General features: G+C 68.3%; 15 protein-coding genes, 1 pseudogene and 1 riboswitch. Of the genes and pseudogenes, 7 read left to right on the forward strand and 9 right to left on the reverse strand.

Annotated features, from left to right (window positions below):
• Window positions 1-13: 13 nt before the first annotated feature.
• Window positions 14-1,351, reverse strand: a complete 1,338-nt coding sequence (locus tag H7K45_RS14970) for a bifunctional o-acetylhomoserine/o-acetylserine sulfhydrylase (protein WP_263996578.1) — start codon at window positions 1,349-1,351, stop codon at window positions 14-16.
• A 145-nt stretch (window positions 1,352-1,496) separates the two neighbouring features.
• A riboswitch (SAM riboswitch) is annotated at window positions 1,497-1,628 on the reverse strand.
• A gap of 160 nt (window positions 1,629-1,788) precedes the next feature.
• Between H7K45_RS14970 and H7K45_RS14975 the strand changes: the two genes are divergently transcribed.
• Complete coding sequence (locus tag H7K45_RS14975; RefSeq protein WP_263996579.1) at window positions 1,789-4,023, forward strand: NADP-dependent isocitrate dehydrogenase; 2,235 nt, start codon at window positions 1,789-1,791, stop codon at window positions 4,021-4,023.
• A 27-nt stretch (window positions 4,024-4,050) separates the two neighbouring features.
• Here H7K45_RS14975 and ephH read toward each other — a convergent pair whose 3' ends face one another.
• Window positions 4,051-4,896 (reverse strand): epoxide hydrolase EphH, encoded by an 846-nt coding sequence (gene ephH, locus H7K45_RS14980; RefSeq protein WP_263996580.1) that lies wholly within the window; start codon window positions 4,894-4,896, stop codon window positions 4,051-4,053.
• A 73-nt stretch (window positions 4,897-4,969) separates the two neighbouring features.
• Here ephH and H7K45_RS14985 point away from each other — a divergent pair, with 73 nt between their 5' ends.
• From H7K45_RS14985 to yhjD, 3 genes are read left to right on the forward strand one after another with little or no spacing between them, the layout of a single operon-like run.
• Window positions 4,970-5,770 carry an exodeoxyribonuclease III gene (locus H7K45_RS14985; RefSeq protein ID WP_263996581.1) on the forward strand — a complete coding sequence of 267 codons (801 nt, stop codon included), beginning with the start codon at window positions 4,970-4,972 and terminating at the stop codon, window positions 5,768-5,770.
• Window positions 5,771-5,815: 45 nt separating this feature from the next.
• On the forward strand, window positions 5,816-6,832 hold the full coding sequence (gene trpS, locus H7K45_RS14990) for a tryptophan--tRNA ligase (protein ID WP_263996582.1): 1,017 nt from the start codon (window positions 5,816-5,818) through the stop codon (window positions 6,830-6,832).
• 17 nt (window positions 6,833-6,849) lie between these two features.
• Window positions 6,850-7,875, forward strand: coding sequence for an inner membrane protein YhjD (yhjD, locus tag H7K45_RS14995; protein ID WP_263996583.1), 1,026 nt, complete (start codon window positions 6,850-6,852; stop codon window positions 7,873-7,875).
• Here the strand turns inward: yhjD and H7K45_RS15000 are convergent.
• From H7K45_RS15000 to H7K45_RS15010, 3 genes are all read right to left on the reverse strand, one after another.
• Window positions 7,872-9,119 (reverse strand): D-alanyl-D-alanine carboxypeptidase family protein, encoded by a 1,248-nt coding sequence (locus H7K45_RS15000; RefSeq protein WP_263996584.1) that lies wholly within the window; start codon window positions 9,117-9,119, stop codon window positions 7,872-7,874. The genes yhjD and H7K45_RS15000 overlap by 4 nt on opposite strands.
• Window positions 9,120-9,272: 153 nt before the next feature.
• Window positions 9,273-10,658 (reverse strand): aspartate aminotransferase family protein, encoded by a 1,386-nt coding sequence (locus tag H7K45_RS15005; protein WP_263996585.1) that lies wholly within the window; start codon window positions 10,656-10,658, stop codon window positions 9,273-9,275.
• Window positions 10,655-11,176: an Lrp/AsnC family transcriptional regulator gene (locus tag H7K45_RS15010; RefSeq protein WP_263996586.1), complete on the reverse strand. Its 522-nt coding sequence runs from the start codon at window positions 11,174-11,176 to the stop codon at window positions 10,655-10,657. Before H7K45_RS15010 ends, H7K45_RS15005 begins: the two co-directional genes overlap by 4 nt.
• Window positions 11,177-11,299: 123 nt before the next feature.
• On the opposite strand from H7K45_RS15010, the gene H7K45_RS15015 reads away from it, so the two are divergent.
• From H7K45_RS15015 to H7K45_RS15025, 3 genes are read left to right on the forward strand one after another with little or no spacing between them, the layout of a single operon-like run.
• Complete coding sequence (locus H7K45_RS15015) at window positions 11,300-12,790, forward strand: gamma-aminobutyraldehyde dehydrogenase (RefSeq protein ID WP_263996587.1); 1,491 nt, start codon at window positions 11,300-11,302, stop codon at window positions 12,788-12,790.
• 60 nt (window positions 12,791-12,850) lie between these two features.
• Window positions 12,851-14,032, forward strand: coding sequence for an enhanced intracellular survival protein Eis (locus H7K45_RS15020; RefSeq protein WP_372512549.1), 1,182 nt, complete (start codon window positions 12,851-12,853; stop codon window positions 14,030-14,032).
• Between the two features lie 15 nt (window positions 14,033-14,047).
• Window positions 14,048-15,187 carry an FAD-dependent oxidoreductase gene (locus H7K45_RS15025; protein WP_263996589.1) on the forward strand — a complete coding sequence of 380 codons (1,140 nt, stop codon included), beginning with the start codon at window positions 14,048-14,050 and terminating at the stop codon, window positions 15,185-15,187.
• 67 nt (window positions 15,188-15,254) lie between these two features.
• On the opposite strand, the pseudogene H7K45_RS15030 reads toward H7K45_RS15025, so the two are convergent.
• The 4 genes and pseudogenes from H7K45_RS15030 to H7K45_RS15045 form a co-directional block, all read right to left on the reverse strand.
• Window positions 15,255-16,649 (reverse strand): annotated as a pseudogene (locus H7K45_RS15030) (phosphomethylpyrimidine synthase ThiC); the annotation flags it as partial.
• Between the two features lie 2 nt (window positions 16,650-16,651).
• Window positions 16,652-18,085 (reverse strand): NAD(P)(+) transhydrogenase (Re/Si-specific) subunit beta, encoded by a 1,434-nt coding sequence (locus tag H7K45_RS15035; protein ID WP_263996591.1) that lies wholly within the window; start codon window positions 18,083-18,085, stop codon window positions 16,652-16,654.
• The gene (locus tag H7K45_RS15040) at window positions 18,082-18,405 is read right to left on the reverse strand and encodes an NAD(P) transhydrogenase subunit alpha part 2 (protein ID WP_263996592.1); all 324 of its coding nucleotides are present in this window, start codon (window positions 18,403-18,405) and stop codon (window positions 18,082-18,084) included. The genes H7K45_RS15035 and H7K45_RS15040 overlap by 4 nt, the downstream gene beginning before the upstream one ends.
• A gap of 2 nt (window positions 18,406-18,407) precedes the next feature.
• Window positions 18,408-19,484 carry a Re/Si-specific NAD(P)(+) transhydrogenase subunit alpha gene (locus tag H7K45_RS15045; protein WP_263996593.1) on the reverse strand — a complete coding sequence of 359 codons (1,077 nt, stop codon included), beginning with the start codon at window positions 19,482-19,484 and terminating at the stop codon, window positions 18,408-18,410.
• Between the last annotated feature and the right edge of the window lie 37 nt (window positions 19,485-19,521).

The raw sequence follows: 19,521 nt of genomic DNA on the forward strand, positions 1-19,521 counted from the left end.
CGCGAGTTTCACGTCAGACCGACACCGTCGCCCGCGAGGCTCCCGCTACCGCGCCGGCAGCGGCGAAGCCCTGCTCGAGGTCGGCGATGATGTCGTCGACGCCCTCGATGCCGACCGCCAGCCGGACCAGTCCTGGGGTGACGCCCGTGGCGAGCTGCTCGGCGGGGGAAAGCTGCGCGTGGGTCGTGGACGCGGGATGGATCACCAGAGATCGCACGTCACCGATGTTGGCGACGTGGCTGTGCAGTGTCAGCGCGTTGACGAAGGCCTTGCCCGCCTCCAGGCCGCCGGCCAGTTCGAAGGCGAGTACCGCCCCGGTTCCCTTGGGCGCCAGCTTCTTTCCGATCTCGTACCACGGCGAGCTGGGCAGCCCGGCGTAGTTGACCGACACCACGTCGTCGTGACCGCTGAGGAATTCGGCGACCTTCTGGGCGTTGGCGACGTGGCGTTCGACGCGCAGGCTCAGTGTCTCGATGCCCTGGGCGATGAGGAACGCGTTGAACGGTGCCCCCGCCGAGCCGAGATCGCGCAGCAGCTGGACCCTGGCCTTGAGCGCGTAGGCGGGCGGCCCCAGCTCGGCGAACACCACGCCGTGGTAGCTCGGGTCCGGGCTGGTGAATCCTGGGAAGCGTCCGCTAGCCGTCCAGTCGAACCGGCCGCCGTCGACGATCACGCCCGCGATCGACGTGCCGTGCCCGCCGAGGTACTTCGTCGCCGAGTGCACCACGATGTCGGCGCCGTGGGCGATCGGCTGGATGAGGTAGGGCGTCGCGATGGTGTTGTCGACGATCAGCGGCACGCCGTTCTCGTGGGCCACCGACGAGACGCCGGGGATGTCGAGCACGTCGATCTGCGGGTTGGAGATGGTCTCCCCGTAGAACGCCTTGGTGTTGGGCCGGACCGCCGCGCGCCAGGAGTCCAAGTCGTCGGGATCGTCGACGAAGGTGGTCTCGATGCCGAGCTTGGGCAGGGTGTAGTGGAAGAGGTTGTAGGTGCCGCCGTAGAGCCGGGGCGAGGACACGATGTGGTCGCCGGCTTCGGCCAGGTTGAGGATGGCGAAGGTCTCGGCAGCCTGACCCGAGGACAGGAACAGGGCCGCGACGCCCCCTTCGAGGGCGGCGATCCGCTGCTCGACGACGTCCTGGGTCGGGTTCATGATGCGGGTGTAGATGTTGCCGGGCTCGGCCAGGCCGAACAGGGCGGCCGCGTGCTCGGTGTCGCGGAACGCATACGAGGTGGTCTGGTAGATGGGGAGCGCCCGCGCGCCGGTGGTGGGGTCGGGGCTCTGGCCGGCGTGTACCTGCTTGGTCTCGAATGCCCAGCTGGCGCTGCGGTCGACGTCGTCGGTCATGAAGGATGTCTCCTGAAGATGAAAGGGGGTGCCACCGGGATGTCACACAGGGGCACGGATCAGCTGGGGGAATGGTTCAGCGTCAACGACACGAGGGGGGCCTCCGCATCAGGTTTCCCTGTCTACTAAGGGGCCCGTCATGGCGGGCCCGCGCTTGCCGTGAAGCCGTCCGTGGTTCGTGGACGACTACTCAACCTGGTCAATCACCCGGGGCACCCCACCGCGGTTGGAGGGTTGCCGGCCAGCGAGCCGGGGCTTGACGCTGGCACTCATGACCGAGGCGAAGCGTATCTCGTGACCGGTTATCGGTGCCAGTGGGTTAGGGGCCAACCGCGAGTCACCCACGCCGATCGTGGCGAGGGACCTGCGCGTAGGTTCGTACGCGACGCGATAATGACCATGAACGCAAGACGACCGCGACGCCGGGAGACAAAGAAGTGACTGAGCAGCCGACCATCATCTACACGTTGACCGACGAGGCGCCGCTGCTGGCGACCTACGCCTTCCTTCCCGTGTTGCGCACCTTCGCCGAGGCCGCCGGCATCGGCGTCGAGACCAGCGACATCTCCGTAGCCGCCCGCATCCTGGCCGAGTTCTCCGACTACCTCACCGACGAGCAGCGGGTGCCGGACAACCTCGGTGAGCTCGGCAAGCTCACGCAGCTGCCGGACACCAACATCATCAAGCTGCCCAACATCAGCGCGTCAGTACCGCAGCTGCTGGCCGCCATCAAGGAACTCAAGGCCAAGGGCTACGACCTGCCGGACTACCCGGGCGAGCCGAAGACCGACGAAGAGAAGACGATCAAGCAGCGTTACGGCACCTGCCTCGGCAGCGCGGTGAACCCCGTGCTGCGGGAGGGCAACTCGGACCGTCGCGCGCCCAAGGCCGTCAAGGAGTACGCCCGCAAGCACCCGCACAGCATGGGCAAGTGGTCCCAGGCCTCGCGCACGCACGTGGCGACGATGCGGCACGGCGACTTCTACCACGGTGAGAAGTCCCTGACTCTGGATCGCGCCCGCTCGGTGCGGATGGAGCTGAAGACGACGAGCGGCGAGACCCTGGTGCTCAAGCCGGAGGTGAAGCTCGACGCGGGCGACGTCATCGACAGCATGTTCATGAGCAAGAAGGCCCTGTGCGAGTTCTTCGAGGCCGAGATGCAGGACGCCTACGAGACCGGTGTGATGTTCTCGCTGCACGTCAAGGCGACGATGATGAAGGTCAGCCACCCCATCGTCTTCGGGCACGCGGTCAAGGTGTTCTACAAGGACGCGTTCGCCAAGCACCAGAAGCTCTTCGACGAGCTCGGCGTCAACGTCAACAACGGGCTGAGCGACCTGTACGCCAAGATCGAGTCGCTGTCGGCCACGCAGCACGAGGAGATCATCCGCGATCTGCACGCCTGCCACGAGCATCGTCCCGAATTGGCGATGGTGGACTCGGCCAAGGGCATCACCAACTTCCACTCGCCCAGCGACGTGATCGTCGACGCCTCGATGCCGGCGATGATCCGCGCCGGCGGCAAGATGTACGGCGCCGACGGCAAGCTCAAGGACACCAAGGCCGTCAACCCGGAGTCGACGTTCTCGCGGATCTATCAGGAGATCGTCAACTTCTGCAAGACCCACGGCCAGTTCGACCCGACGACGATGGGCACCGTGCCCAACGTCGGGTTGATGGCGCAGAAGGCCGAGGAGTACGGCAGCCACGACAAGACCTTCGAGATCCCGACCGACGGCGTCGCCGACATCGTGGACAACGAGACGGGCGAGGTGCTGCTGACCCAGAACGTCGAGGAGGGCGACATCTGGCGCATGCCGGTGGTCAAGGACGCCCCGATCCGGGACTGGGTCAAGCTGGCCGTGACCAGGGCGCGTGACTCCGGCATGCCGGTCGTGTTCTGGCTGGATCAGGAACGGCCGCACGAGAACGAGCTGCGGACCAAGGTCAACACCTACCTCGAGGATCACGACACCGAGGGTCTCGACATCTCGATCATGAGCCAAGAGCGGGCGATGCGGCACACGATCGAACGGGCGATGCGCGGTCAGGACACCATCGCCGCAACGGGAAACATCCTGCGCGACTACCTCACCGACCTGTTCCCCATTCTGGAACTGGGCACCAGCGCCAAGATGCTGTCCATCGTGCCGCTGATGGCCGGGGGCGGGTTGTACGAGACCGGCGCCGGCGGATCGGCGCCCAAGCACGTCAGCCAGTTGGTCGAGGAGAACCACCTGCGGTGGGATTCACTCGGCGAGTTCCTGGCGCTCGCCGCCAGCCTCGAGGGACTGGGTTCCAAGGCCGACAACGCCAAGGCGAAGATCCTCGCCAAGACGCTGGACGCGGCCACCGGAAAGCTGTTGGACGAGAACAAGAATCCGTCGCGCAAGACCGGTGAACTCGACAACCGGGGCAGCCAGTTCTACCTCGCGATGTACTGGGCCCAGGAACTCGCCGCTCAGACCGAGGACTCCGAGCTGGCCGACTACTTCACGCCGCTGGCCAAGTCGCTCGCCGACAACGAGGAGACCATCGTCTCCGAACTCAACGGCGTGCAGGGGGAGTCGGTCGACATCGGTGGGTATTACTACCCCGACGCCGAAAAGGTCACGGCCGTCATGCGGCCGAGCAAGACCTTCAACGAGGCATTGGAGTCGGCCCACGGCTGACACCGCCGTCGGCTCGCCCCGGCTGCCCTAGCCCGCGGGTGGGACCTGCCGTTCGCGCCCCGCGATCGACCCGACGAAGTCGGCGATCAGTTCGGTGACGCGACCGGGCGCCTCGAGCATGGGGATGTGGCCCAGGCCCTCGAGCCGGACCACCGTCGTGTCGGGCGGAAGGTTGTCGATCAGGTAGCGGTTGCCGCGCGGGGTGGGGAACACCCTGTCCTTCTCGCACAGCACCAGCTGCGTGGGGACGGCGACGTCGGCCAACTTCAGCAGGCCGGGCAGCCGCAGCGTCTTGACCAACAGCTGGAAGTAGGCCGTGCAGTGGGTGGCGTCCTCGATCAAGGTCACCAGGTCGGGGTGGCTGGGCCCGTCGGCGGGTCCGCTCACGGCCAGCGTCGCGATGCGCCGCGCAAAGGGCAGCCCCAGGATCCGGGGGCCGACGAGTCTGGCCAGGGCCAGCACGGGGCCGCCGGCGAGGAACTTCAGCACCGTCTCGTACTTGGTCGGGGAGTGTTGTGACCAGCCGCCTGCCGGCGCGATCGCCGTCACCGAGCGGGCCCGGCCGCGCCGCTCGAGCTCGAAGGCCACCCATCCGCCCAGGGAGTTGCCGACGACGTGGGCGGTCTCCCAGCCGAGCTCGTCCATGCGTCGTTCCACGTCCTCGACCAGGTCGGACGTGCTCATGAACCACGAGGGCGCCTTCGGTCCGCCGTGGTGGCCGACCATGGTGGGAGCGAGCACCTCGTACCGGCCGGTGTCGGCGAGCTGCTCGGCCACCGTTTGCCACACCGCCTGCGAACACAGGAACGGATGCAGCATCAGGATGGGCTCACCGCCGGGCTCGCCGAGGTGGATCGGGTCACGGGTCGTCATTCCGCCGACCCTAAGGTGATACCCGCGGTACCGCAAGAATGGCGTCGGGCCCCTGGGCTAGGGTCTGTCCCTCGTGATCGTCAGCACCGTCAACGTCAACGGCATCCGTGCCGCCGTGAAGGAACGCTCAGCCGAGAATCGCGGTCTGCTGCCGTGGCTCGAGCGAACCGCCGCCGACGTCGTCTGCCTGCAGGAGACCCGCGCCGACGACGAGCAGCTGGCCCTGGCGCTCGCCCCAGCCGTCGACGCGGGCTGGCAGTTGGCGTCGGCCGATCCACACCTGAAGGGCCGCAACGGGGTTGCGGTGCTGAGCCGGCATCCGATCACGCGCACCCTGATCGGCCCCGGCGCTGACGAGTTCGCCGCACACGGCCGCTACGTCGAGGTCGACACCGGAGGGCTCACCGTCGCCAGCGTCTACGTTCCCACCGGGGAGGCCGAGACCGAACGTCAGCGCGAGAAGGAGCGCTTCCTGGCGGCGCTGGCCGGACGGATGCAGGTGCTGCGCGCCGACGGCCGCCACGCCGTGGTGTGCGGGGACTGGAACATCGGGCACACCGAGAACGACATCAAGGCGTGGAAGGCCAATCAGAAGAAGGCCGGGTTCCTTCCCGCCGAACGACAGTGGGTGACCGATCTGCTGGCCAGCGGGTGGGTCGACGTGGTCCGCGCGGCTCATCCCGACGTCGCCGGGCCCTACAGCTGGTGGTCCTGGCGCGGTAAGGCCTTCGACAACGACGCTGGCTGGCGCATCGACTACCAGGTGGCCACCGCCCCGCTGGCGCAGCGCGTCACCGCCGCCCGGGTCGAGCGTGCGCAGGCCTACGCCCTGCGCTGGTCCGATCACGCCCCGGTGACCGTCGAGTACGCCTGACCCAAGATCACGGCCGACGACGGGGGTGACAGGATTGACGACATCATGAGTGCCTCCAATCGGCGCGTCGTCTTCTCCGGCGTGCAGCCCACCTCCGACTCCCTCCACCTCGGAAACGCACTGGGGGCGGTCAGCCAATGGCTCGGGCTGATGGACGACTACGACGCGTTCTTCTGCGTCGTCGACCTGCACGCGATCACCGTTCCGCAGGATCCCACGCTGCTGCGTGCCCGCACCCTGGTGACCGCCGCGCAGTATCTCGCGCTGGGCGTAGACCCGGCCCGCTCGACGGTCTTCCTGCAGAGCCACGTGCCTGCTCATGCCGAATTGGCTTGGGTGCTGGGATGTTTCACCGGGTTCGGGCAGGCCTCGCGGATGACCCAGTTCAAGGACAAGTCGCAGAAGGAAGGGGCCGACGCCACCACCGTCGGCCTGTTCACCTACCCGGTGCTGATGGCCGCCGACGTGCTGCTCTACGACACCGACCTGGTGCCGGTCGGCGAGGACCAGCGTCAGCACCTCGAGCTCGCCCGCGACGTCGCGCAACGCGTCAACGCCCGGTTCCCCGGCACGTTCGTGGTGCCCGAGCCGATGATTCAGAAGGCGACCGCGAAGATCTACGACCTGCAGGACCCGACGGCCAAGATGAGCAAGTCTGCCGCGACCGACGCCGGATTGATCAGCCTGCTCGACGATCCGAAGAAGACCGCGAAGAAGATCCGCTCCGCGGTGACCGACAGCGAGCGGGAGATTCGCTTCGACCGCGACGCCAAGCCGGGGGTGTCCAACCTGTTGACGATCCAGTCTGCGGTCACGGGCGTCGGGGTGGACACCTTGGTCGAGGGGTACGCCGGCCGTGGGTACGGCGACCTGAAGGCCGACACCGCCGACGCCGTCGTGGAGTTCGTGACGCCCATCAAGGCCCGGGTCGACGAGATGCTGGCCGACCCCGCGGAACTGGAGTCGGTGCTGGCCGCGGGCGCCGAACGCGCTGAGGACGTGTCTGCAAAGACCCTCGCGCGGGTATACGACCAACTCGGATTCCTCAGAAAACGTTCCTAGGCCACCAGGAGACCGGCGTGACCGAACCGGCGCAGCCCGGCATATTGGACCGGCTCCGAGCCAGGTATCACTGGTTCGACCGTGTCATGCGCGCGCAGGGGCGCTACGAGGACAGCAAGGGCGACTTCTACGCGGCGGGCATCACCTACTTCACCATCTTCGCGCTGTTTCCCCTGCTCATGGTCGCGTTCGCGGCCGGGGGGTTCGTGCTGGCCAGCAGACCCGACCTGCTGTCGGTGGTCGAAGCCAAGATCATGGGGTCGGTGTCCGGCCAGCTCGGGCAGCAACTCGTCGACCTGATGAAGTCCGCCATCGAATCGCGCACCTCCGTCGGCGTCATCGGGCTGGCCACCGCCGCGTGGGCGGGCCTGGGGTGGATGGCCAACCTGCGGGAGGCACTCAGCCAGATGTGGGGCCTGCAGCGTGGCGAGCCCGGCGGCTTCATCGGCACCAAGCTCTCGGACCTGCTGGCGCTGCTGTCGACGTTCGTGGCGATCGTCGTCACCGTCGCCCTGTCGCTGCTCGGCAACGACACGGTGATGCGCAACGTCATCGAATGGCTCGGCATCCCCGAGTTCACCGGCCTGGGCGTATTGCTGCGCGTCGCGTCCCTCGTGGTCTCCCTCGGCATCTCCTGGCTGCTGTTCACCTGGATCATCGCCCGCCTGCCCCGGGAGTCGGCCACGCTCCGCAGCGCTGCGCGGGCTGGTCTGCTCGCCGCGGTGGGCTTCGAGATCTTCAAGTTGGTGGCGTCGGTGTATCTCGGGGCGGTGCTCCGCGGCCCGGCCGGTGCCACGTTTGGTCCCGTCCTGGGGTTGATGGTGTTCGCCTACATCACCGCGCGTCTCATCCTCTTCTCGACGGCATGGGCCGCGACGGCGTCGGAGAACCTGGTGGCTGCGCCGGTCGGGCCACCCGACCCAGCCGAGATCACCACCAGGGTCGAGATTCAGGAAGGGCTCGGGGTGCGTGGCGCCATCGCCGCGGCGGGCGTCGGTGCGCTTGGCGCCCTTGGCATCTCGCGACTGACGCGGCGGCGTTAACGCCGAGATTCGCTGGGGCGACGGTTGATCGACCGGGCGCCCATGATCAATCCGAACACGACGAGCGACCCGACCACGCCGACGCCGACGCGCACCGGAACGGCGTCGACGCCCGGCAGCGGAGAAGCTGCGACGTCCTGGGCGGGCACGTTGTCGCCAAGTGGGTTGGCCGCCCTGACCGTCAGCGACGGGTCGGGGTCGATCAGCGTGCCGACCTTGGTGCCCGGTGCGGTCGCGAAGCCGTAGTCGAGCAGGTGCGCGGCCTGCTCCCACGGGGCAATCGGCAACCGGGTGCCGTGCAACATGATCGCGACCAGCCGACGACCGTCGCGTTCGGCCCCGCCCACGAATGTCTGCCCCGCGTCGTCGGTGTATCCGGTCTTGCCGCCGAGCGCGCCGGGATAGTTGTAGAGCAGCTGGTTGTCGTTCTCCAGCTGGTAGCCGGGGCTGTCCTCCTGGCCGTCGCGGGGGTGCCCTGGAAAGTCGTAGGTCTTGGTGGCCACGACGTTGGCGAAGACGGCGTTCTGCCAGGCGTAGCGGTAGAACAACCCCAGGTCGTAGGCCGAGGTGCTCATGCCGGGACCGTCGAGGCCGGACGGGGTGGCGGCGCGGGTGTCGCGTCCGCCGAGCTTGCCTGCGAGGTCGTTGATCTTGGCCAGGGCGGTGTCCATGCCGCCGAGCTGGACGGCCAGCGCATGTGCGGCGTCGTTGCCGGAGTGCATGAGCAGTCCGTGCAGGAGGTCGTTGACGGTGTACTTGCCGCCCTTGTCGACGCCGACGCGCGTGCCCTCCGCGGCGGCGTCGTCCGAGGTCCCCGTCACCTGCTTGTTGATGGGGAGCTCCCGCAGGGACTGCATGGCGACGAGCACCTTGATGATGCTGGCGGGGCGATGCCTGCCGTGTGGGTCTCGGGCGGCGATGATGTCGCCGTTGTCGAGGTCGGCGACCACCCATGCCTCGGCGGAGACGTCGTCGGGCACCGGCGGGGTGCCGGGTGCGGTGATGATCCCGCACCCGGACAGCGCGTCACCGCCGAGTGGCTTGGCCGGAACGGGCAGTGGCGCTGGCGGGTCGCCGGACTCGGGGACCTCGGAGGAGTCGACGGCCGGAGGGGTGACCACCTTGTACGGGCAGGCGTCGTCGGCGTGGGCCAGCGCGGGGCTGCCGAGCAGGCAGAAGGCCGCCAAGAGGGGCGTGGCCACCAACGCGGCCGCGCGTCGGGACACGGTGTGCAACGTCGCCATGATGTCTGCAGGTTAGGCGACCGCCGCAGGTTTCCAGGGTTGCCACGCTGTTACCAAAGTGACTGCTGAGTTCTCACTCACGCCGACTGCACGGTTGTTCGCAACCCCTCTCGGGCGATGCGTGCGACAACCGTGCAGTCGGGGTGTGGATGGCTAGAGGAGCCGGCCCGCCTCGCCAAGCACCGAGTGGAGGATGTCGTAGATCGCGTCGAATTCCTTCTGACCGCAGATCAGCGGCGGAGCCAACTGGACGACTGGGTCGCCACGGTCGTCGGCGCGGCAGTACAGCCCCGCCTCGAACAACGCCGGGGTGAGGAAGCCGCGGAGCAGGCGCTCGCACTCCTCGTCGTTGAAGGTCTCCTTGGTCGTCTTGTCCTTGACCAATTCGATGCCGTAGAAGAAGCCCTCGCCGCGGACGTCACCCACGATGGGCAGGTCGTAGAGCTTCTCCAGGGTGGACCGGAAGGCCGGCGCCATCTCCTTGACGTGGGCGTTGATGCCCTCGCGCTCGAAGATGTCGAGGTTGGCCAGCGCCACTGCCGCCGAGACGGGATGCCCGCCGAAGGTGTAGCCGTGGCCGAAGACCGTGGAGCCGTCGTTGAACGGTTCGAAGAGTCGGTCGCTGGCGATCATCGCGCCGATCGGCGAGTAGCCCGAGGTCAACCCCTTGGCGCAGGTGATGATGTCGGGAACGTAGCCGAAGTCGTCGCAGGCGAACATCGACCCGATCCGGCCGTAGGCGCAGATGACCTCGTCGGAGACCAGCAGCACATCGTACTCGTCGCAGATCTCGCGCACCCGCTCGAAGTACCCGGGCGGGGGCGGGAAGCAGCCGCCGGCGTTCTGCACCGGCTCCAGGAAGACGGCGGCCACGGTGTCGGGGCCCTCGAACTCGATGGCCTCGGCGATGCGGTCGGCGCAGTAGCGGCCCCACGCCTTGGGGTCGGTGCTGAACTGCTCCGGAGCCCGGTAGAAGTTGGTGTTGGGGACGCGGAAGCCACCCGGGGTCGGCGGGTCGAACGGCGCCTTGAACGTCGGGATGCCGGTGATGGCCAGCGCGCCCTGCGGGGTGCCGTGGTAGGCGATGGACCGCGAGATCACCTTGTACTTGCCCGGCTTGCCGGTCAGCTTGAAGAACTGCTTGGCCAGCTTCCACGCGCTCTCGACGGCCTCGCCGCCGCCGGTGGTGAAGAAGACCCGGTTGAGGTCACCGGGCGCGTAGTTGGCGATGCGTTCGGCCAGTTCCGCGGCGGGCGGGGTGGCGAAGGACCACAGCGGGAAGAAGGACAGGGTCTCGGCCTGCTTGGCGGCGGCCTCGGCCAGTTCGGCGCGGCCGTGGCCGACCTGAACCACGAACAGCCCCGAGAGGCCGTCGATGAACTTGTTGCCGTCGCCGTCCCAGATGTGGACGCCCTCACCGCGGGTGATGACCGTCGGGGTGATGTCGTCGCCGTGCCGGGCGAAGTGGCCCCACATGTGACGCTTGGCCTTGGCGGCCGAGTCGGTGTATACGGTTGGATCTGAATCTAGAAGAGTCATCTTGTGCCCCAATTGTATTGCTGCTTAACGAGTTTGAGGTAAACCAAAGTTTCGGTGGATATCACCCCTGGTACGGCGCGGATCTTGGTGTTGAGCAGGTCGAGCAGATCGCCGTCGTCCTCGCAGACGACTTCCACGATGGCGTCGAAGGACCCGGCGGTGAGTACCACGTAGTCGACGGACTCGATGGCCGCGAGCTTGTCGGCGATCTTGGTCGTGTCGCCGGTGCACCGGATGCCGATCATCGCCTGACGGGCGAACCCCAGCTGCATGGGATCGGTGACCGCCACGATCTGCATGACACCCGCGTCGGCCATCCGCTGCACGCGCTGACGGACCGCAGCCTCGGATAGGCCGACCGCCTTGCCGATGCCGGCATAGGAGCGCCGGCCGTCCTGCTGCAGCTTCTCGATGATCGCCTTGGAGAGTTCGTCGAGCTGAAACGCCGCACCAGGACGAGAATGGTTGATTCGCAACGAGACAGCTTGGGCGCTCGGCAGAGCATCCCTATCGACCATGACGACGATTGTGCACGGAATCCGTCGTCAACGGCAACCAATGCCATGAAATCGTTCGTTTCGCCCGGTCTCGGCGGGGGATATGCGTAGCTGAGTCGGTGAGGGTCGACTAGCTTTACGGTCATGACGATCGCGAGTAGTTGGATTGACGGCGCCGAAGTGACCACGGGCGGCCAGGCCCATCGGATCGTCGACCCGGCGACCGGAAACGACGTTGCCGACCTCGCCCTGGCGACCCCCGCCGACGTCGACTCCGCCGTGGCGTCGGCCAGAGCGGCCCTGCCGAGCTGGGCCACCGCCACCCCCGCCGAGCGGTCGGCGGTGCTGGCCAAGCTGGCCCATATGGCCGGTGAACACTCCAAGCAGTTGGTCGCCGAGGAGGTCAGCCAGACCGGCAAGCCGGTGCGGTTGGCGACGGAGTTCGACGTGCCGGGAAGCGTGGACAACATCGACTTCTTCGCCGGCGCGGCGCGACACCTCGAGGGCAAGGCCAGCGCCGAGTACTCCGCCGACCACACCTCGAGCATCCGTCGCGAGGCCATCGGTGTCGTCGCGACCATCACGCCCTGGAACTATCCGCTGCAGATGGCGGTCTGGAAGGTGCTTCCCGCGCTGGCCGCAGGATGTTCGGTGGTCATCAAGCCCGCCGAGGTCACGCCGTTGACCACGCTGACCCTCGCGCGGTTGGCCAGCGAGGCCGGGCTGCCCGCCGGCGTGCTGAACGTCGTCACCGGCGCGGGTGCGGACGTCGGGACGGCGCTGGCCGGGCACAGCGACGTCGACCTGGTGACGTTCACCGGGTCGACGGCCGTCGGCCGCAAGGTGATGGCGGCCGCGGCCCAGCACGGACACCGCACCCAGCTCGAACTCGGCGGCAAGGCGCCGTTCCTCGTGTTCGACGACGCCGATCTCGACGCCGCCGTCCACGGTGCCGTCGCGGCGTCGCTGATCAACACCGGCCAGGACTGCACGGCCGCGACGCGGGCGATCGTGGCACGTGACCTCTACGACGACTTCGTCGCCGGCGTCGGCGAGCTGATGGGAAAGATCGTCGTCGGCGATCCGCACGACCCCGACACCGACCTCGGTCCGCTGATCACCGCGGCGCACCGAACCAAGGTGGCCGGGATGGTCGAGCGGGCCACGGCCGAGGGCGGCCGCATCGTCACCGGCGGCATGGCACCGGACCTGCCCGGGTCGTTCTACCGGCCGACGCTCATCGCCGACGTCGACGAACGTTCCGAGGTCTACCGCAGCGAGATCTTCGGCCCCGTCCTGGTCGCGCGTCCCTTCACCGACGACGACGACGGCATCCGCCAGGCCAACGACACCGAGTACGGGCTGGCGGCCTCGGCCTGGACCCGCGACGTCTACCGAGCGCAGCGCGCGTCACGCGAGATCCACGCCGGCTGCGTGTGGATCAACGACCACATTCCGATCATCAGCGAAATGCCCCACGGCGGAGTCGGTGCGTCCGGCTTCGGCAAGGACATGAGCGACTACTCCTTCGAGGAGTACCTCACGATCAAGCACGTGATGAGCGACATCACGGCGGTGGCCGAAAAGGATTGGCACCGCATCATATTCACGAAGCGAAGCGGAGCTGAATCATGAGTTCCGTCACGAAGCGAAGCGGAGCTGAATCATGAGTTCCGTTAGTAAGCGGTGACGGGTGTGGAGGTACGCGACGCCACCGACGGCGACTGGCCGGGCATCGCGCGACTGACCGCGACCAGCTTCGGCTCCCATTGGCACCCCGAGACGTTCGCCGCGTGGCGCACGTTGATGCCCACCGGCAGCACGGTGGTCGTCGCCGACGGCGAGGACGTCGTCGGGATGGCGCACTACCTGGACTTCACCCTGACCGTGCCGGGCGGGGCGCTCGTCCCCGCCGCCGGGCTGACCTGGGTCGGGGTGGCTCCGACGCATCGGCGACGCGGTCTGTTGCGCGCCATGTTCGCCGAACTCCACGACCGGATCGCCGGCGCCGGTTACCCGTTCGCCGTGTTGACCGCGTCGGAGGGTGGCATCTACGGCCGCTTCGGCTACGGGGCCGCCACCACCGAGACCACGCTGGTGGTGGATCGGCGCTTCGCCCGGTTGCACGCCGACCTGCCCGATCCGGGCGGGGTGCGCCTCGTCGACCCGCGCGAGAACCGCGACCGCCTCGCCGAGGTCTACGACCGCTACCGGCGGCACACGCCAGGGGGTCTCGAGCGACCCCTGCCGCTGTGGGACGACCTGCTGGCGGACTGGCCGGATTCACGCGGGGGAAGTACGGCCTGGTTCTGCCTGCTGCATCCCGACGGGTACGCGCTCTACCGCAGTCACGGTCGGCCGAGAAGCGTTCGGGTGGAGGAATTCACGGCCGTGACACCGCAGGCGCACGTGGCGCTGTGGCGGGCGCTCGCCGGCCTGGATCTGGTGGAGACGGTCACGGTGCGAAGCCATCCGGCCGATCCGCTGCCCTACCTGTTCGACGACGCCAGGGTGGTACGCACCACCCACGCCGAGGACGAGCTGTGGGTCCGCATCATGGACGTGCCCGCGGCGCTCCAGGCTCGCACCTACGCCGCCGACCTCGACGTCGTCATCGGCGTCGACGACGGATTCCGTTCTGACGGAGGCATCTTCGCGTTGACGGTGCGAGACGGGCACGCCACCTGCGTGCCGACCGACGCGCCCGCCGAGATCACGATGTCCCTCGACGTGCTAGGCAGCCTCTACCTCGGCTTGCATTCCGCGCGCACGCTCGCGGCGGCAAGCCGTATCCGCGGTGGTAGCGCCGAGCAGCTGGCGGGTCTCGACGCCGCGTTCGGCGTCGACGTCGCGGCCCGACTCGGTTTTCACTTCTAGGAGGGGCGGACGACGGTGAAGTGCATCGTGATCGGTGCCGGCGCGTGGGGTCTGCCCGCGGCGGCGGAGATGAGCAGGCGCGGGCATGACGTCACCCTCGTCGACCGGCATGGTCCGTTCAACGCGTTGTCCTCGTCGGTTGGCCCGACGCGGCTGTGGCGTCTGGCCGATCCCAATCCGGTCAAGGTGCGGCTGGGCCGCCGTGCACTCGAGGCGATGCACCGTCTCGCCGCGCGCGCAGGCACCGAGGTGTTCCTGACCCGCGGGCTGGTGTGGCGCGACGACGTGTCGTTGCCTGCGCTCGTCGACGCCCTCACCGCGGAGGACGTGGAGCACACCGAGGTGTCGGCGCGAGACGTCGGACACTTCTTCCCCGGACTTCGGCCCGACGGCAGAGACGCGATATGGCAGCCGCTGGCCGGCGTCGTCCTGGCCGAGACCTCGCTGCGTGCCCAGCTCGAATCCTTCTCCGGGTCAACGGTCTTCGGGCGCGAGGTCGTCGCCGTCGACGTCCGATCCGCTGGCGTCCGGGTGACCTTTGGCGACGGCGAGTCGGTTGACGCCGACGTGGTGGTGCTGGCGGCCGGCCCCGGCGCGGCCGGTCTGCTGGCCGGCGTTGGGGTCGACGTCGAGTTGCATCCCTACCTCGAGCAGGTGGTGCACTTCGGTGACGCGGCGCAGCCGTCGGCGAGCGACGCGTTGCCAGGCCTCTTCGACGGACCCCACGGTGCTCGGCCCGGTGTGTACGGCATGCCGACGCCCGGCCGTGGCTACAAGATCGGCTTCGACACCCCGCTTCGTGACTACCGGCGCTCCGACGAGGATCGGACCCCAGACCCCGCCCGCACCAAGGTCATTCGAGACTACGTGCTGGAAAGCCTGCCGACGGTCCCGCCGACGGTGCGAGACGAGCAGGTGTGCGTCTGGACCGACTCGCCCGACGGCAATTTCGTGGTCGACCGGCTACCGGGCGGCGTGGTGCTCGCATGTGGTGACCACGGCGAGGGGTTCAAGTTCTCGGCGTTGATGGGTGAGGTGCTGGCCGACTTGGCGGAGGGTCGGACGCCCGACGACGACGTCGCCCGGTTGTCGTTGGCGCGGTTGGCGACAGCGACGCCGCGCAGAGCGGGACCCCACGTGATGGGCAGGCACTAGCGCCCGCCTCCACGCCGACGGACTACGTCCTTCGCAACCGGCGGTGCCCCACGCTTGTGACGCCGTACGCGGTGTCGGGGTCGACCGAGAGTGCCCGCTGGTCGTGCCAATGGTGTTCGACGCGCGCCCGGCAGAGCTCGACCTCGCGTTGCCGGGCCGGCAGCTGTCCCTTGGCGAGATCCGCGGCGTGCGCGGCGATCCTGTGTGCGACCACGGCGTCCTTGAGGACCGCCCGTTCGGGGTCCCCCGCGTGCTGAGCGGGGCTGAGGCAGAACAGCATCGCGGTACCGGCCTGGGCGGTGGCGGCGGCACCGATCGCCGCGGCGACGTGTTCGTGGCCGAGCGCGACGTCGGTGGTGAGCGGGCCGTAGGCGTAGGCCGGTGCGCCCTGGGACAACTGGTCCAGCAGGCGCACGTGGTTGGCGATCGCGTGCAGCGGCAAGCGGCCGGACCCCTCGATCATCACCTGCACCCCGTGGGCCCTGGCCACCTTCGCGAGCCCACCGACGGTGCGAAGTTCGGTGAACTGGGCGGCGTCGTCGGCGTCGGCGATCGAGCCTGGCTGCAGGCCCGCGCCCAGTGCCAGCGTCACGTCGTAACGGGCCAGGATGCCGCAGAGTTCCTCGAAGTGCGTGAACAGGAAGGACTCGGTGCGGCGCCGTCGGCACCACGCCGCCATGATGGCGCCGCCGCGGTCGACGATCCCCGACGCCCGGCCCGCGGTCAGCGAGAGGTGTTCCACGCGCACTCCGGCGGGCACCGTCATGTAGTCCACGCCTTGCTCGGCCTGTTCGACGACGGTGTCGCGGAACGTCTCCCATGACAGCGCGGCCGGATCGCCGTCCACGGCCTCAAGGGCCTGGTGCAGCGGGTCGGTGCCGATCGGGACGGGGGCGTTGCGCAAGAGCCGGTCCCGGTGGTCGAAGGCGTCGCCCGCGGACGCATCCAGCACGGTGTCGGCGCCCCACCGGATCGACCGCACCATGTCCTGGACTTCCGTGTCGGCCGACGGCGTTCCGACGGTGGCGGTGACCTTCACCCGGAATGCCCGACCGATGATCATCGGTTCGCTCTCGGGGTGACGGTGATTGGCCGGGATGACGGCGCGGCCCCCGGCGACCTCGTCTCGAACGAGCTTGGGTCGCACACCCTCTCGCGCCGCGACGAACGCCATCTCGGCGGTGACGACGCCGTTCCTCGCCTGCTGCAGCTGCGTGCCACGGCCGTGGAACACGCCGGGTCGTGGTGGGAGTCCTCGCTCGAGGTCGAGTACCGCATCCGGATCGGTGTACGGGCCCGAACTGTCGTAGAGGTCCACGTGGCGGCCGTCCGCGAGCCGCACCCGGCGGTAGGGCACCCTGGCACCTCGAACGTCGACGAGGTCGAGGTAGTCCTTCGAGCCGCCCACGACCGGAGCCGCCGTCACCGCCGGGAGGTCGGCGGGTGGCCAGTGGGCCGTCATGCTCACAAGGCCTTGAGTTCCTCGGTCACGGCGTTGACCGACTTCTTCGCATCGCCGAACAGCATGGCGGTGTGACCGAGGAAGAACAGCGGGTTCTCGATGCCGGCATACCCCGAGCTCATCGACCGCTTCAGCACGATGACCGAGCGGGACTGGTCCACGTTGAGGATCGGCATGCCATGAATGGGTGAGCTGGGATCGTTCCTGGCCGCCGGGTTGGTGACGTCGTTGGCGCCGATCACCAGAGTGACGTCGGTGCGGCCGAATTCGCCGTTGACGTCGTCCATTTCCTTCATCGCGTCGTATTCGACGTCGGCCTCTGCCAACAGCACGTTCATGTGTCCCGGCATGCGGCCCGCCACGGGATGGATCGCGTACTTCACCTCCACGCCCTTGGACTCCAGGATCGAGGCCATGTCCTTGACGGCGTGCTGGGCCTGGGCGACGGCAAGTCCGTACCCGGGCACCACGATGACCTGGTTGGCGTAGGCCATCTGAATGGCGGCGTCGGCGGCCGAGGTGGACTTGGCGGTGCCCTGCTCGCCGGCGACGGCGGCGCCGGTGTCAGCGGAGGATCCGAAGGAGCCGAAGACGATCGCGGGGATGGACCGGTTCATCGCGACGGCCATCAGGTTGGTCAGGATCGAGCCCGATGCGCCGACGATCATGCCCGCCACGATCATGGCGGTGTTGTTCAGCGCCAGACCCGCTGCGGCGGCTGACAATCCGGTCATCGCGTTGAGCAGCGAGATGACCACCGGCATGTCGGCGCCACCGATGGGGAACACCACGAACAGGCCCATGATCCCGGCCAGCACCAGCACGACGACGATCGTCCACCCGGGGCTGCCCTCGCCGGCGTGCACGCCGATGTAGACCGCCGCGGCCACGGCGCCGATCAACAGCACCACGTTGGAGGCTTGAAACAGCCTGGCGGAGCGAACGAGTGCTCTTTCCACGTGCTTCGGGATCGACTCCTGCAGCTTGAGGAATGCGACGAGCGAGCCCCAGAACGACACCGAGCCGATGACAGCGGCGAACAGCGAGCCGATAACCAGGGCGACGGTGGGGGACTGGTCGGGGGCGAAGTGGCCGAATCCGTCGGTCTCGATGAACTCCGCCCAGGCGATGAGGGCGACGGTGCCGCCCCCGACGCCGTTGAACAGCGCGACGAGCTGCGGCATCGCGGTCATCTTGGTCTTCTTGGCAGGCGGGACGCCGAGTACCACCCCGATGACCAAGCCTGCGGCGATGAGGACCCAGTTGATCGACGCGGTGTCGCGCACCTTGATCAACGTCGCGACGACGGCCAGTCCCATGCCGACGGCGGCGATGAGGTTGCCGCGCACGGCGGTCTTGGGCCCGGTCAGCCCGGACAGTCCGAGGATGAAGAGGGCGAAGGCGACGATGTAGAGCGAGTTGACGAGGTAGTTCACGGCTCGACCCCCGCCTTCTGCGCCTCGGGCTTGCGACTCTTGAACATGCTCAACATCCGATCGGTGACGAGGAAGCCGCCGATCACGTTGAGGGTGCCGAAGACCAGGGCGACGAAGGCGATGAGCCGGACTCCCCAGCCCGCGTCGGCGGGCAGTTCGCCCAGCACGATCAGCGCGCCGAGCACCACGATGCCGTGAATGGCGTTGGTGCCCGACATCAGCGGGGTGTGCAAGGTGTTGGGCACCTTGGAGATGACGGCGAAGCCGACGAACCCGGCGAGCACCAGGATCGCGAGGTTGGCCAATAGTTGGTCGTACATGGTTACGACACCTCCCGGGTGATGCAGGAGGCCGCGATGACCTCGTCGTCGAAGTCCGGCGCGAGCGCGCCGTCGGTGATCAAGAGGTCGAGCAGCGACGTGACGTTCTTGGCGTACAACTCGCTGGCGTGTTCGGGCATGGTGGCGGGCAGGTTCAGCGGCGAGGCGATCGTCACCCCGTGCCGCACCACCGTCTGCCCGGGTTCGGTCAGCTCGCAGTTGCCGCCCGTCTCGCCGGCGAGGTCCACCACGACGCTGCCGGGCCTCATGCCCTCCACCGCGGCTGCGGTGACGAGGCGCGGAGCGGGCCTGCCGGGCACCAGCGCGGTGGTGATCACGACGTCGAACTTGGTGATCGCCCGTTCCAGTGCCGATTGTTGTTGGGCGCGTTCGTCTTCGGTCAGCTCGCGGGCGTAGCCGCCCTCGCCTGCCGCGTCGATGCCGAGGTCGAGCCACTGCGCGCCGACCGAGCGAACCTGGTCGGCGACCTCGGGGCGCACGTCGTAACCGGTGGTCTTGGCGCCGAGACGCTTGGCGGTCGCCAACGCCTGTAACCCGGCCACGCCGACACCGAGGATCAGCGCGCTGGTCGGCTTGACCGTACCTGCCGCGGTCGTCAGCATCGGGAAGAACCGCGTCGACTCCGACGCTGCGAGTACCACCGCCTTGTAACCGGCCACGTTGCCTTGGGAGGACAACGCATCCATCGTCTGGGCGCGGGAGATCCGCGGAATCGCTTCCAGCGCAAAGGCGGTGACGTCAGCCAGTCGCAGCGCGTCGGCGAGATCGGGCCGGGTTCGTGGGGCGAGGAAGCCGATCAGCACCGAACCGGGCTTGAGCCTGGTGATCTCGTCGGCGTTCGGTGGGTTCACCTTCACCACGACGTCGGCGGGCCATGCGTCGCCGATGCTGGCACCGGCCGCCAGGTAGTGTTCGTCGTCGATCAAGGCGCCTGCCCCGGCGCCGCTCTCCACGACCACCTCGAGGCCGTCGGCGCAGAGCCGTTCGACCACCTTTGGCACCAGCGCGACACGGCGCTCACCGGCGGCCGTTTCCCGCGGGACTCCAATCAGCGTCATGATCCTCCTCTTGCTGGACGGTGGGACCTGTCGCTGC

This window comes from Mycobacterium yunnanensis, assembly GCF_025823185.1.
Taxonomy (GTDB): Bacteria; Actinomycetota; Actinomycetes; order Mycobacteriales; family Mycobacteriaceae; genus Mycobacterium; species Mycobacterium yunnanensis.